Annotated in this window: 10 protein-coding genes; 3 read left to right on the top strand and 7 right to left on the bottom strand. The window is 50.1% G+C overall.

What is annotated here, in order from left to right:
- The first annotated feature begins 61 nt into the window (after nt 1-61).
- The 3 genes from SNR34_RS13610 (at nt 62) to SNR34_RS13600 (ending at nt 2964) form a co-directional block, all read left to right on the top strand.
- Nucleotides 62-979 (top strand): AraC family transcriptional regulator, encoded by a 918-nt coding sequence (locus tag SNR34_RS13610; protein WP_486182139.1) that lies wholly within the window; start codon nt 62-64, stop codon nt 977-979.
- Nucleotides 980-1127: 148 nt separating this feature from the next.
- Nucleotides 1128-2330, top strand: a complete 1203-nt coding sequence (locus SNR34_RS13605) for an MFS transporter (protein ID WP_236416904.1) — start codon at nt 1128-1130, stop codon at nt 2328-2330.
- Complete coding sequence (locus tag SNR34_RS13600) at nt 2323-2964, top strand: TetR/AcrR family transcriptional regulator (protein ID WP_486182138.1); 642 nt, start codon at nt 2323-2325, stop codon at nt 2962-2964. The genes SNR34_RS13605 and SNR34_RS13600 overlap by 8 nt, the downstream gene beginning before the upstream one ends.
- Nucleotides 2965-3034: 70 nt before the next feature.
- On the opposite strand, the gene SNR34_RS13595 is transcribed toward SNR34_RS13600, so the two are convergent.
- From SNR34_RS13595 to SNR34_RS13565, 7 genes are all read right to left on the bottom strand, one after another.
- On the bottom strand, nt 3035-5881 hold the full coding sequence (locus SNR34_RS13595) for a glycoside hydrolase family 2 TIM barrel-domain containing protein (protein ID WP_486182137.1): 2847 nt from the start codon (nt 5879-5881) through the stop codon (nt 3035-3037).
- 585 nt (nt 5882-6466) lie between these two features.
- Nucleotides 6467-6694, bottom strand: a complete 228-nt coding sequence (gene tlp / locus SNR34_RS13590; protein WP_236416901.1) for a small acid-soluble spore protein Tlp — start codon at nt 6692-6694, stop codon at nt 6467-6469.
- A 187-nt stretch (nt 6695-6881) separates the two neighbouring features.
- Nucleotides 6882-8069 carry an aminotransferase-like domain-containing protein gene (locus tag SNR34_RS13585; protein ID WP_486182136.1) on the bottom strand — a complete coding sequence of 396 codons (1188 nt, stop codon included), beginning with the start codon at nt 8067-8069 and terminating at the stop codon, nt 6882-6884.
- Between the two features lie 410 nt (nt 8070-8479).
- On the bottom strand, nt 8480-11851 hold the full coding sequence (locus SNR34_RS13580; protein WP_486182135.1) for a discoidin domain-containing protein: 3372 nt from the start codon (nt 11849-11851) through the stop codon (nt 8480-8482).
- A gap of 252 nt (nt 11852-12103) precedes the next feature.
- On the bottom strand, nt 12104-13717 hold the full coding sequence (locus SNR34_RS13575) for a type 2 periplasmic-binding domain-containing protein (protein ID WP_486182134.1): 1614 nt from the start codon (nt 13715-13717) through the stop codon (nt 12104-12106).
- Between the two features lie 39 nt (nt 13718-13756).
- The gene (locus SNR34_RS13570; protein ID WP_486182454.1) at nt 13757-14668 is read right to left on the bottom strand and encodes a carbohydrate ABC transporter permease; all 912 of its coding nucleotides are present in this window, start codon (nt 14666-14668) and stop codon (nt 13757-13759) included.
- 25 nt (nt 14669-14693) lie between these two features.
- The gene (locus SNR34_RS13565) at nt 14694-15584 is read right to left on the bottom strand and encodes an ABC transporter permease (protein ID WP_236416895.1); all 891 of its coding nucleotides are present in this window, start codon (nt 15582-15584) and stop codon (nt 14694-14696) included.
- Between the last annotated feature and the right edge of the window lie 97 nt (nt 15585-15681).

The following is a 15681-nucleotide window of genomic DNA, read 5'->3' as shown; positions in this document are numbered from 1 at the left end:
ATTTATATCCGATGCGAAGGAAGCTTATAATAGATCTGATCCGTAACTCAGGAGGTATGCCATGATGGAGGAACTACAGGCGCAGCGACGTGAGCTGGCTGAACTGATCGCCAGACAATGTGCGCATGAAGGAGCGAATCAGACCAAGCTCCCGACCTTGCATTTCATCCGTTATTCCAAGACAACCGAGCCGCATTATGGCGTTTATCGAACCAGTTTTTGCTTCATCGCGAGCGGTTCGAAAGAAATATTGCTGGCACAGGAGCGTTATATATACACGCCCTCCGATTATTTGATTGCTTCCATGAACTTGCCCGTCGTTGGGCAGATCATTAATGCTTCACCGGAGGAGCCATATTTAACCTTCAGGCTTGACTTCAAGCCTGACCAGATCCTGGAAGTGCTGAACGAGTCGGGATTACAGCCCGTGGCCAAGGAAAATTCGAAACGCGCCCTTTTCGTCGGACAAATGGAACGCGATTTGCTGGATTCGGTACTGCGGCTGGCGCGTTTGCTCGATCGTCCCCAAGATATCCCGTTTCTCTCCCCCATGATGATCAGGGAAATTCTGTATCGCCTGCTGCAGGGTCCATATGGAAGCCGGCTGGCACAAATTGCTTTGGAAGGCAGCAGTACGTACCATATCCGGGAAGCGATTGAACATATCGTTCGCCACTATGCCGACCCGCTGCGGGTCGATGAACTGGCCGAGCTTGCCAATATGAGCGTGTCGTCGTTTCACCGTCATTTCAAAGAAGTCACGGGTATGAGCCCCTTGCAATACTTGAAGGAAATGCGTCTGCAGGAGGCGCGAAGGCTGTTGCTGTCCGAGTCGGCCGGAGCGGCCGATGTGGCCTTTCGCGTCGGGTACGAGAGTCCGTCGCAATTCAGCCGTGAATATGCCCGGATGTTTGGAGCGCCACCCAAGACGGATATACGAAACCTGAAGGAAAAATATGAGCATACGATAACGTTGTAATGCCGAAGGAAGCAAGCAAGCAGACGCCACACTGTCTGCTTGCTTTTTCGTTTTAGCCAAAAAATCATTTACAAAACAAAAGCATTCATCATAAAATCATTTACATGAAGTAAACCTTTACACGATGTAAACAAAGGAGATCCGCACAATGAGCACTTTGCAGAAATCAGCCCGCTTCCCCCTGTTCATTCTGATGCTAAATTTGTTTATCGCTTTGCTGGGGCAGGGCATGGTCATTCCCATCCTGCCTGAGTATCTGAAGCAATTTGGCGCCGGCGGAACGGCTGCCGGTTATTTGATCGCCGCCTTTGGCGCGGCCCAATTTATTTTTTCGCCGATCGGCGGGCAATTGTCTGACCGGTTCGGACGGAAAAAGATGATTATGGCCGGATTGTTCCTCACCGTAATCTCGGATCTGATGTTTGCGGTATCCTCCACGCTGCCTTTATTGTATCTCGCCCGATTTATCGGAGGCATCGGTCTCGGGCTTATGGTACCGTCCAACATGGCCTATGTTGCCGACATTACGACCCATGAAACGCGGGCCAAAGGCATGGGTTATTTGGGTGCTGCCATGAATTTGGGGATGGTGCTGGGACCTGGACTCGGCGGCATCATTGCCGAATGGGGCATTCGCATGCCCTACTTCTTTGCTTCCGGTCTGGGATTGCTGGCGACGCTGCTAACGATCTTTATGCCGGAGACGCTAACCCCTGACAAAAGAAAAGTCCCGCAGCCGTCAAAGGGCCGCGAGACGATGGGCAAACAGATTGCACAGTCTTTCCGAACGCCGTATTTCCGTTACCTGTTGTTAATTCTGGTCATGACCTTTGGTCTCGTCAATTACGAAACGGTATACGCCCTGTTCGTGGAGCAGAAATACGGCTTTGACGCTGCCAAAATTTCCATCATCATTACCGTCGGCGCCGTCATCGGCATCATCGTTCAAGTCTGGCTGCTGGATCGGTTCATTCGGCGCATGGGCGAAATCAAGCTGATCCGCTTGTCATTGATCGTCACCCCGATCGCACTGGTGCTGATGCTCGTCAAAGTTAATCTCGCTTACTTGCTGGTTGTATCCGCACTATTCTTTGCGTTTAACGCCTTTTTGCGGCCTACGGTCAGCACGTTAATCTCCAAGGCGGCAGGCGACCGGCAAGGTTATGCTTCGGGCTTAAATACGACGTATACCAGCTTGGGCAACATTCTGGGTCCCGTTTTGGCAGGGTCCTTGTTTGACAAAAACATAAATATTCCCTATATTTTTGGTGCAATCATCCTTCTGGCCTCCCTGTCCTTAACGATTAAGGCAAGGAGCCTGAAGAAAGGAAACCTTCTCGAACATGAGTGAAACTTGGCACCAGCATCTCAAAAACAAAAACCGGGACGAGCTGATTGCCGCAGGCAGGGCGCTTTTCCTGAAGCACGGCTTCCTGCGCGTGAACATCAAGGACGTCTGCAATGCGGCAGGCATCAGCCGGGTTACTTTTTACAAACACTTTCAAACGATCGACGAGCTGCTGTTCGAGGTCCAGATGCAGCTGATGGAAGATCTCACGGACAACGTTACGCGGGCAGCTTCGCCCGAATGGAGCGGCAAGCAGCAGCTCGCGGCCATGCTTGACGCTTGGGTTCAATACGCATGGCAGCATCCGGAACATATCCGGTACATTCTGCTGTTCGATCTCCATTATGAAGCCTATGATTCCAATACCGAGCTGAAATCCCGTTACGATCTTTTCGTGAATGAAGGCAAAGAACGGCATTTCCTCATGAATGCGCTGACGACCGGCATCGCCGACGGCACATTAAAACCTGATCCCGCACCGCTCGATACGGCTCATTTCATTTTCACGTCCATGATGGGCATGCTGCAAAAAATGAGCCTCGGGCAGGCAGCTCGCCAAAACCCCAAAGACCTGCATATGACCAAGCAATTCGCCTGCATGCTGCTCCAATACGTAAGTGCGGACTCCCATTCCTGAACAGAACGGCAGTCCGCACATGCTGGGTAAAGAGCAAGGTTCCTCTCCACCATTATTCAATCGTCTGACATTAACCGATCAATTGTTGAAGCACATCCAGCTCGATTCGGGCATCGGGCTGGAATTCCTCGCTTTGCACGTATTGAGCAAGACTGTACAACAACTGCCGGCCCTCCGGCTTTCTCACCAATTCATCGCGGTTGATTGCCCCGATCAGCAGTTTGCCTTTCCCAACCCGACATTCGAACAACAGTCCCAGCTTATGGTTCCGTTCAAAATTATCAATCGTCTGCACGATGGGTGTGATCCCGCTCGCAATTTCATCCAAAATGATTGAACTGGAGTTCATCACGGCATGCCACCAAGGATAGGTAGAATGGACTTCGCTCGGGAAGTGGCGCAGTGCCGGGTGTTCGTTATCAATCAACAATCCAAGCGTGCCCACCGGAACGGGTTTGTTCATGCTCTCCGAAATGGATCTAAACATAGGGTAACACCAGAAATCCGTGCAATAGGTACCCTCAACAGAACGGCTGACCGTGTCCGGCGATGGCAACAAGAGTACGTTTTCTCCTAGATCCAGTCGCTCAATCACCTCTTCATTCAAATGCGTGAATATGTTCGCTTGCTCTATGGCACTCGGGTTAACTTCCGGATATATCCATAGTTCATACTGCTTGCGGATATCCGTTCCTTGGATGCGCATGGACAGCTCAACCTCTGTCATTTTGTCGACTTCTGGAAGTGCAATGGAAATGTTGGCAAGCTCGCCATGAGTTTCGCCTAACGTCCATTCGACAGCTTGCTCTCCTTGCGCGATGGTGTTGTTTTCCCCATCCTTCAATACCCACTCCAAAACATGCCCTTCCAACGAAGCCGTTCGAAAGTAGCTTAATTCCAGGCGTGCATCAAAGCGGTCGCCTGACGAGTAGTTGTATTTCTCGAACCGGGCGAGAAGTACCGCATCCGAGCAATAGGTTCTCCATTCTTCAGGCGTAACCACTCCTTTGGAATCCATGAAGGCATCCAACACGCCGACAAGCGCCGTTCCCTGTCCGCTGAAGTCCTGAAGGTCCAGCAGTTGGAATCCGGCCAGATGTTTTGTGCGGAAGGCGGCTTCAAGCTCTTCTTTGTAACAGGCGACCGCCAGTTTGCCCGAGCTTTGAAAGAAGCGGTCTGCCAGATGCGCCATGCCCTTTTCTTGCAAACGTTCCTTAAATACCTCAAAATTTTTAGCCTTGATCGAACCGGTGTATTTCCCGATTTCTTCATAATTCGGATACATCGCATACTGTCCGATTTCATGAGAGATGACCGGAATGCTTGGCACGAGCTCCTGTTCGGCGGCAGCCCCTGTCACGGTTTTGGATTCGGTGCCGTACTGGATGAGGATCTCTTGTTCTCCCGTTCCCGCTTCACCCTTTTCTGAGGCGTTTACTTGCGGAATAATCATATCGTCGTAATCCTTCATCGTGCCTGGAACATCAAGCTGCACATGCCCTTGCGGCGCATCACACATCGCATAGGAACCGCGGAATAACCGCTCTTTGGAAAAACGCACGCCGCAGAAAAAGTCCTCTTCTTCCAAAATGTCTGGCACGAATTGAAAATTGTTCGAACCTTGCGTATACAATGGACGCGGATCGGCTGCTTTATACGCCTTCAGTATGCCGTTCAGCCGTTCCTTGCTTCCCCACAGCTCATTGCCAAGAGACATCATGACGAACGAAGGATGGTTGCCATAGGCTTTGAGCATGGCGAACCCTTCACGGATCAGGTAGTCCTGTTCGGCCTGGTTGTGGTTCGGATCATTGTCGTCGGTGATCGTGCCCCAGAACGGCAATTCCGGTTCCATGTAGATGCCCAGCATGTCAGCAGCAGTGAACGCGGCTTCCGGCGGGCAGCACGTATGGAAACGATAATGGTTGATGCCGTACGATTTTGCGATGCCCATAATGCGCAGCCATTCTTCGACATCGGTCGGTGCATATCCCGTCAGCGGAAAAATAAGTCCGTCATGCTTGCCGCGCAAAAACGTTTTATGGCCGTTGATCGTAAACGCATCCCCTTTGGCTTCGAAATCCCGCAACCCAACGACGAAAGTCTGCGTATCCTTGATTTCCCCGTTTTCGTCGATCAAAGAAAGGGCCAGTTGATACAGGTTAGGTTCAGCATCGCTCCATAACAGGGCGTTTTCTCCCATGTCATAAACCACATTAAACTCATCCTGCAAGCATGCGTACGTTTGCTCCGACACGTGATGCTCGCGAACCGATCCCTCCAAAGCCGCCTGCACCTGCGTGTAAGGCTTAATGCTGTTTGCAGTCACGGAAAGGGTCATGCCTGGCGCAGAACCCGACAATTTGCTCACGATTCGGAAGCTGCGACGGGCCGCATCCGGATAGATCTGCACATCCTCCATGTACACGTTTTCGTAAAATTGAAGCTCGATCCTGCCGGTAATGCCGTTCCAGTTCGTCTGGGTATCCAGGGACGTGAGATGACCGCCTTTGGTCGGATAATCGGTGTTGTCCACCCGAATGGTGATAGTGTGGCTGCCTTCCGCCAACCCTTTCGGCAGCTTATACACATGCGCCGTATTGAGGCTGTCCGCCGAACCCAAATCCGCGCCGTCTACCCACACATGCGTTTTGCGCGTCCGTTCAAGATACAGATGGCATGTCTTGCCTGCAAGCTCTGCCGGGATGTGGACTTCCCGCTCCAGCCAGACCCATCCTTCAAAGGCGTATTCGTCCGTCAAAGCCCCGATGAGCGCTTGATCATTTTTGGGCCCTTTTTGGGCATGGGACGTTGTATCAGGCAGCTCGATGCTATCATTGTACGGGAATTGCACGCCTTGCTTTTGTTCGTCCAATTGAAGCTTCCAGCTTCCTTGCAAATGAATGTTCGTTAACATGAATGCCGCTCCTTTATGGGTCGTATGTATAACTTTTCAGAATATAAAATCACGGTGATGGCGCTTACGTATTCTTAGATATAGGGCTATTATATAACCTCTTTTCTTAACAACCCATATAATATTAATAATATGTCATATAAGAATAAGGAAGCATTGTATATGTTAAGACTCCCTTCACGTGTCCCTTGCCGCTTCCTTTTACCCACACAAAAATCAGCGAATGGTTTGTCTAACATCTCAGGTTGGCGGGTCTATACCAACCCAAAAAACCTCCACGGGTATGGAGGTTTTTTTGGGGTAATATGGTTTAAGCGTTTAAGCTATATAAACCGCAAAAAAGATACACACGTTAACGGAGAGGCAGAACCAAGCTGGAGAAGCGAAGCGTTCGCTTAAAAGCTTTCTGAAAGAAAGCTGCATCGGAAGCATAGGCTTATCACCGGATTTTCCCCTTAGAAAGGGGATCCAAAAAATCTGGGGATAACAGCGATCTGAAGATGGTACTGCACTCGCAGTGCCTTGTGTGATTGTTTAGTGCGGTTTATATAGGTGGGTTACATTCGCGTTTTTCGCATCTCCATATTATGAGTTTTGCTGGTGTCTTGCTTCGTCCCGGATTTCTTCACGGAATCCGGAAATGCTATGTTTACGACGTTCGTTTTTTTCCTCGATTTGAGCTTTCTCCCTGGCCGGAATTTCATCGCCGAATTCCTCGAGATAATCCTCTGCTTCATGGTAGTTTTCGATCGTGTTCTGAACCGCGTTTTGCAAGTGATCCACGTTATCCTTGCGGTTATCTGGCTTACTCATACAGGTCACCTCCCAAAAACGGATTATGCTGTTTATTCGCACTACAGAAGTTTTCCATAAGGGTGCCGAGTTTATGCATGCAGCACCATGCTCTTGTCTTTTACGGCAACGGGATCAAGATCCTGCAACTCGACTTGGGCCAAGTTGTTGATATATAAAAAGCCGCCGGATGGCGACTTGGATTGCTTCAATCAAATTTTTTCAGCACCTGTCCCAAAATTTCGATCCCTTTCACGATCTGCTCATCGGAAGGAGTTGAAAAATTAAGACGGATCGCATTACTAGGTTCGTTTTCATCCACAAGAAACGCAGTGCCCGGAACAACGGCTACGCCCTCGGCCGCAGCTGTTTTGGCATAGTCGAGCATCGGGACGCGAACTGGCAGGTCACACCAGAGGAACAACCCTCCATCCGGGTGGGTAAAGGTAATGGACTCGCCCAAATGCTCCTGCAGCTTGTTCATCATTAAGTCCGATTTCCGGCGGTAAATGGCACGAATGCTGCTGATATGTGCTGCATAGTCATACTCCGTCATGAACTTGTATGCCAAAATCTGTGGCAGCATGGCTGTATGTACATCCTCTCCCTGCTTGGCGACAACCATCTTCTGCACAACCTCATGAGGTGCCAGAACATATCCGACGCGCAATCCGGCAGACAAAATTTTGGAGAAAGACCCTACATAAATAACCAGCCCCTCATCATCCAGCGATTTGATCGTTGCGACGTCTTCTCCATTAAAACGAAGCTCCCCATACGGGTTATCTTCCAGAATCATGACCCCATACTTCTTGGCAAGATCGTAAATGGCTTTACGCTTCTCCAGGCTGGTGGTAATGCCGGTCGGGTTTTGGAAACTCGGAATCACATAAATCAGCTTTACATTCTGCTCCGTTTGCAGAGCGTGTTCCAGCTTCCCGATATCCATGCCGTCCGTTTCCATGGGAACACCGACAAGTTTGGCGCCTGAAGCCCGGAAAGAGTTCAGGGAACCGATAAAGCTGGGGCTCTCGCAAATAATCGTATCCCCTTCATTACAGAATACTTTGCAAGCGAGTTCAATCCCCTGCTGCGCTCCGGATACGATGAACAGCTCGTCCGTCGGTTTACCCGTATCAAAGCCTGTTTGCAAGTGCCGGGTTAATGCATCCCGCAGCGGTGCATATCCTTCGGTAATCCCGTATTGCAGCGCTGTTACCGGATCCTGTTCCAGAATCGTTTGGGTAAATGTTCGAATGGCCTCTATAGGAAAGGTTTCCGGAGCGGGATTTCCCGCCGAGAATGGAATGACATTTTGACCCGAAGTGGCCTTCAGAATCTCACGAATAATCGATGGCTGCAATGCAGCGATGCGGTTGGAAAAGGTATAGTTCATGTAAAATATGGCCTCCCGATTTCAAATCTGACTCTTGTTCTATAATTACATTATAGAAACCGTACTAATAATCACACTAGGCCACTGCGAGCGCAGTACCATCTTCCGATCGCTGTTATCCCCGGATTTTTCTAACCTCCTTATGCAAAGGAGAAAATCTGGTGATAGGCTTATGCTTCCGGTGCAGCTTTCTTTCAGAAAGCTTTTAAGCGAGCGCTTCGCTTCTTCAGATTGGTTCTGCCTCTCCGTTAACTTGTGTATGTTTATTGCGGCTTATATAGATTCTATTATACGAGCATTCGTCAGATTTCTAAACGGTATCGTCAAATTTGACAGTGCACAGCAACAAAGAGGTGATTTAAACAGAAACAGGGAGCCCAAAGAGCTCCCCGTCCTTGTATGAACAAATCCTATTGAATAATCAAATTGAATCCATTTTGAATCTGGTGCACATTCGGATTGGCGATGTTGCTCGTTGTCAGATGGTTAAACGTTGCTGAACCGTTACCGGTATACGTGTATATGGCTGCTCCTTTATGAGGCGTTGTGAAGCGTGATGTCTCAACTCCATCCAGACCGGTACCATTGATATTGATGTTGTTAAACACAATGTTTTCGAAACCGCCACCGTAACCGAATTGAATGGCACTGCGCTGTGTATTGAGAATATCGATATTGGTAAAGGTTACGTTCTTGATGGCATCATTGGAAGCTTCAAGATCGATCGCTCCGCGTTCCCCGTTATAGAGGTCCTTGCTGGTACCACTGTTAACAATCGTGGTATCTGAGAACAGAATGCCCGTGTTGTTCTGGAAATGATATCCCGGGAAAACGGTATTCATTCGGATCGCCGAACCGCCAACCGTGTCAACAATCCGATTGTTCGTTGCCTTATGCCCACTGCCGCCAAAGAAGGCGATTCCCGCTGCGCGCCAATTGTTCTCGATGGTGTTGAACGAGAAGGTGTTGTTCACCCCTGCAGGTGCACCGTTCACATTGCTGGTCCATACGGCCAGACCATCATCGCCGTTGTTCCGGACGCTGCTGTTGCGCACCGTCGAATTGCTCGTGCCTTGGGCAAAGTTGACACCGTCAGCAAGGTTATTCCGAATGCGGCTGTTCTCAATCACCAAGCCATCGGCAATCATCGCCGGGGTGTGTGCATAATCCCCTACCCAGAACCCGCATTCAAAATGCTCCACCCATACATTGCTGATTATCGAGTTTTTACCGAAATTGTCCATAAATCCCTTGTAGACTGCGTTCTCGCTGTAGCGTGAGCGCAGCATGGAGTTCATGTAGACATTGCTGAAATCCAGTTTGCCTTGCACACGGAGGGAAATACCTCCTGATGCCGCGTTCGGATTGGTGAATTGAATATTCGTATGCCAAATGCCTGCACCAACAACGGTGAGGTTATCGATCATATTGGCGGGCGTGCCAATCTTCCACATGTTGCCCAGATGGAATGTGCCTTCCGGGATGTATAATGTTTTGCCTGTAGAAACGGCGGATTGAACGGCTGCTTCGAATGCGGCAAGGTCGTCCTTGCCATCGTTCGCCACCGCACCGAAATCGGTTACCGAAACAGCGTTGGCCGGACGCGGGATGGCGGCAGGTACGGATTCGATTTCAAGAAAATCGACGCCATATTCCAGGTTATCCCCGTTGGTCTTCTGGATCCGAATCGTGTCCCCGGCTTTCAGAGGTGTATCCAGTTTCCAGTGAACCTCGTCAAAACGGAACAGCGGGCGCCCGGCGCTTGGCGTGTCTCCCGGATGATCGCTGGAGAAGTACTGCCAGTTGTAATAGGAGGTCAGGGGAACCGTCTTCGCCTTGCTGCCATTTACATACACGTCCAGCGATCCATCCAGCCCCATGCCGTCTGCCGAATCCGGCATCGTAAATCGCATCGTAACGCCTGCGCCTCCTTCGCCTTGTCTGACCGTCCATTGTGCATAGGAGCCGTTGGATGGCAGAGCAATATATTTCTGCCCTGAGGCTTCCGACGCCGTCAATGCCTGATCGAACGTCGGTGCTGACTTCAGCGCTGCACCGCCGCCACGAGCAGCATCATCCGTATCATACCTTGTATAAGGCATGCTCGCACCGCGGGCAGAGTATACGGTCAGCGCGGTGGTCGTTACGTTGTTCGATTGTTTTACCGGGGCTTCATTGCCATCGACGGCAACGGTGGTTGTCACATTATAGGTACCGTTTGCAGCCGTCCAGCTGCCGACATTGACATTGACGGATGCTCCCGGTGCCAATACGCCGTTATACGAGCCGGAGTATGTCTGAATTGTTGCTCCCGCAGCATTTTTGAGAACAACCGTAACCCCATGCGCACCGCCTGCCGAAGCCTGATTCCCCTGATTTTTCAGATTAACGGTAAAAGCTACCGTGCTGTTTGCGGTAGGATTGCTCGGGCTCCAAGAGACCGTCCCTACCAGGTCTGAGCTTGTAATCGGTGCGATGACTAAGGAAGATGAATGCGTATAATGGTTGTTGCTTTCATTCTCTTCGACGATCTGGTTGTTCTCATCCACCTTTGCACTAAGCGTGTATGATGAAGCGCTCCGATTGCCGATGTCAAGCGATACCGTTGTTGAAGCCCCTGCCTGCAAAGCGTTTACGGATGCCGAACCAGCCAGCTCATTGTTCAGATAAAGGTTGACGGTAGAGGCCGGAGAAGCGGCAGAGCCAATGTTTTTGACAATGGCATGAAGCGTAATCGGACTGTTCTCGACGGGTGAAGATGGCGTCCAGGACATGCCTGTAATCGTCAGATCGGGATTCGGCGCAGGGGTGCCAAATACCTGAAATTCAGCAATTTGCCCTGCGGGAGCGCCCGAGTTCGCCGTAATGTTTAATTGCAGACGTTTAACCGTTGCCGTCACAGGAATCGTCACGGCATTGCCGGAAGCCGGGTTAAACGTGTACGATTGGGCGGAAACCAGATTGCTGAATGTGGTTGTGTCCTGGTGATGCCCTAACACTTGAATCGTCTGCGTACGGGTACTCCAGACCGGATCGGGGTTCAGCTTCAGTACGATGGATGTAATCTGATGATTGGAGCCGAGATCCAGCGTCAGCGAGCTTGGATGGCTGCCCCCTTCCCAGTACGTATTGATATCGTTATCGTTTGCATTCGCAGCAGCATAAGACTGAGTGCTGGACGACGCAGTGATTGCTTTGCCCAGCGCAATATTTGTTCCTTCCACAGGCGCCCCGGGTTCTGTCGGGTCAGGGTTTGGTACCTGAGAAGATGGACCGTACATTTCCAATTCGGACAATTGCGCAGCGGGCCATTCGGTATTTCCGGTCATCTGGAGACGCACATACCTTGTTTCTGTTGCTTCAAAATCAACCGTAACCGTATTCTCCGCCACGGATGGATCAAAACCATAATCCTTGGCATCCACGATGTCTGTAAACGTTGAACCGTTTGTGCTGCCTTGAACGGCGATCGTCTGGGTACGCGTTTCCCAGGCTGCGGGCAGCTTCATTTTGATTTGGTCAATTTTCGTATTCGCTCCAAGATCCACTTGAATCCATTGCGGAAACGCGTTGTTTGCACTCTCCCAATAGGTCGCCTGATTATTGTCGATCACATGGGCCGGGCTGTACGTTTGGTTATAGCTGCTCGCGGTCACCAGTTTGCCCAGTGCCAGATTCGCCCCGCCAGCAGCCGATACTTTGGCAGGAGATCCCATGGTCAGGAATACGTTCGAGACCAGCATCGTTAATACGAGTGACCAGACGAAGTATTTGTTGCGCATTGAATTCCTCCTCAGGCTGCTATATAAACCGCAGTAATAACTCCATCTGGGCCACTACGAGCGCAGTACCATCTTCGATCGCTGTTATCCCCGGATTTTTTTGAATCCCCTTTTTCAAAGGGAAAATCCGGTGATAAACGCGAACGCTTCGCTTCTTAAGATCGGTTCTGCCTCTCCGTTAACGCATGGATGTTTTCTGCGATTTATATAGCAAATTTTTTATACAATAAAGTGCACGGCTGAATTCCAGGCCTATTTAACGTTCATATAGCGCTCGTAAGCATCATTACGGATGGTCACTAACCGTTCAAGTCCCATGTCGTTCAGCTTTTTGACATACGCATCCCAGCCCTCTTCAATGCCGCCTTTGGTGACCCACTGAGCACGCATGGTGGCCACATAGCCATCAATATCCGTTGTCAGCGTCGGCAGTTCCTGAAACTCTTCCGCATTGTACATGACCTTTGGGTAGGGGGTTGTTACATCTGCGCTGCCCAATTGATCGATTTGCAGCTTGAGTCCGTCACCCGCCTGTGGATTAAGCTTGATTTTCTCTTCAAAGGAAGGGCTTACATATTTCGGGCCAAAGTCGCGCAGGGATTGATCCCAGTACCAGGCATCGGCGCTGGTGCCTGCCGGCGGGTCCATGAGCGTGTATGTGCCATCATCATTTTTCTCGATGACCGTTCCGATCGCCCCCCAGAAGTTCTGAATGCTTGCTTCATTGGTATAAAATTGGTCGGCCCAGCGTGCCGCGACTTCCGGAACCGTACATGAGCTTGTAATGAGGAGTTCATTGCGGGCCAGATTCATGCCGCCGGGGTCGCCTGGCTGATAACGTTTGCCATCCGGTCCGGCAATGGGCGCAATCGCTTCGTACTGGTCGCTCCACTTGCCAAACACCGCGTCAGGCGTCCACTGGTTGCTGAAGCCGACGATAGGAATGTCTGCATTTTGCCATTTGGCTGACGTCATCGTGTTGTCTTGGGTGAACAGTTCCTGATCGATCAGACCTTCCGAATACAGCTTGTGTGTGTAAATAAGTGCTTCTTTATATGCTTCCGTTGTCGGATAGAAGACCGGTTTTCCATCCTGAATGATCATGCTGCTGGCATTAATATCGGTGATCCCGAACGGATTCAGAAAGTCCATATTCAGACCCGTTTCCGTGTACGGAATTTCATCCGGTTTACCGTTTCCGTTCGGATCGTTCTCCTTAAACGCTTTCAACACCTGATACAGTTCCTCTGTCGTCGTAGGTGCCTTCAATCCCAGTTTATCGAGCCATGCCTTGTTGATGACAGGCTGATTCCTGCTCTTCGGACGGGCAGGCAATCGGGTGGGCATCGAGTAAATTTTGCCGTCAGGAAATGTGCTTATTTTCTTCATCTCCGGCGTCTCTTCCATCGCCGCCTTCAAGTTAGGCATATACGAATCGATATATTCATCCAGCGGACGGAAATAGCTCAGGTTATTGACAATGTCCGAATCGCTGAACACCTGGTCCCCCAAAATAATGTCCGGGAGCGTGCCACTGGCAAGCATGATGGATTTCTGTTCACCCCAATCGTTGGAGGACATGACCTGCCACTCAATGTTCACATTGGCCTCCTTCTCCAAATCCTTAAGCCATTGGTTCTGGGTAAAGGTGTCACCCATGTTGCCCCAGCGAACCGTCAGTACTTTGAGTGTTACAGGATTATTAACAATTGGCAGACCTTCTTTATTAAAATCGCTTGATATCGGAGTCTCGGCGGCCTCGCCGCTATTTCCGCTGCTGCACCCGACAGCGCTTGCCAGCATCGCTGTGACGAGCAGCAAACTATTCATTTTGGTGAAAAATTTCTTGCCTATCTTTTTCCCCATGTGGGACCCTCCTTGATTCGTAATGAATGATCATCTGCCTTATTCTTTCACTGCGCCGATCATCACCCCCTGATTGAAATACTTTTGGATGAACGGATAGACGCACATGATCGGAATCGTGGCGATAATAATCACGGAATATCTCATCAGATTGGCAAGACGCAGGGCGACTTGCGCAGCTTCTCCGGTTCCCATGCCGGATTGCATCTGATTCGTGATGAGAATGTTCCGCAGGATCAATTGAAGCGGATACAGATTAGGGTCTTTCAGATAGATCAGGGCATTAAAATATGAATTCCAATACCCTACGGCAATCCATAATCCCAGAACCGCGATGATCGCTTTGGACAGCGGCAGTACAATCAACGCAAAATACCGCAGATTACCGCAGCCATCGATCTGGGCGGCTTCCCATAAATCCCCGGGAATGCTGGTCTGGAAGAAGGTCCGGGCGACGATCATATCGAACACCACCACAGAGAACGGAAGCACCATCACCAGAAACGTGTTGTAGAGATGAAAATCGCGAATGGTCAGGAAGGTTGGAATCAATCCGCCGCTAAAGAACATCGTAAAAATAAAGAACAGCGAGAAAAATTTTCGGCCGACCAGATCCTTTCTCGATAAGGCATAAGCCGCCGAAATATTAACGACAAGTCCGATCAACGTTCCTACCACCGTGTATAGAATGGTATTTCGATATCCGATCCAGATATTGTCATGCCGCAGCAGTTCCTTATATCCTTCCAGCGTAAAACCTTTGGGGAAGAACCACACCTGTCCGTTAGCCACAGCGGAAGGATCGCTGAAGGAGGCGATGACGATAAAATAAATCGGGTAAATGACCGCAATCAGAAAAAGAATGGCAAAGGCATACAGCACGGCCTCTCCAACCGTCATGCGTGATCGTCGCTTCACTCGGGGAGTTCTGGTCATAGCGGCCGGCTCCATAACGCTCATTTGGTTTCTCTCCCCTCTACCATAGGCTGTTCTCGCTGTATTTCTTGGACAACTGATTGACCAGAATAAGCAAAATGAAATTAATCACCGTATTAAACAGGTTGATCGCCGAGGAGAAGCTGTATTGACTGCTCAGCAAACCGATTTTGTAGACATACGTGGACAGAATCTCACTGGAGAGGATGTTCAAGTCATTCTGCATGAGATAGACCTTCTCAAATCCTACGCCCAGTAGTCCGCCCATTCGCAGAATGAGCAGCGTGATCGCCGTCGGCATCAGCATCGGAATATCAATATAACGAATCTTGTGCCACCGGCTTGCCCCATCGACCGTTGCCGCTTCATAGAGGCTTGGATCTACGGCAGACAACGCGGCAATATAGATGATGCTGTCCCAACCGACATGCTGCCACACGTCAGACCACACATACACGCTGCTGAACAGAGCCGATGAGCCCATTAAGTCCGGTGCTTGTGCTCCAAACAGCTGATACACATTGCCGACGAGCCCCGTACTGGGCGAGAGCAGAATCAGCATCAATCCGACCATAACTACCGTTGATATAAAGTGAGGCATATAGGAGACGGTCTGGAAAAACTTTTTAAACCTCCCTGCTCTCATCTGGTTCACCAGAAGCGCAAGCATAATCGGGATCGGAAACGTAGCCAAGCTGTACAGACTGATCACAAGTGTATTCCGAATCGTATTGGTAAATTGATAGGAATGAAAAAACTTTTCAAAGTACTTGAACCCCGCCCATGGGCTGCCTCCGATTCCCGACGCCGGACTATAATCCTTAAATGCGATGATGACGCCGTACATCGGCTTATAGGCGAATAACAGTGTTAACAGAACAGCCGGAAAAAGTAAAACGTAAAGCCCCCAATTACGCCTGATTCTCTCCATTGTTTTTCCTAAATAAAGTGCATTGGTCCTCATGGTTTTCCCTTCCCTCCCGTACATATACTGGTGCTGCTTTCCCGCTTGGACCTGTCAGCGCTGG

The organism is Paenibacillus sp. XP01, assembly GCF_057364885.1.
The sequence above is the reverse complement of the archived record's forward strand: the minus strand, read 5'-3'. Positions and strand labels throughout refer to the sequence as shown.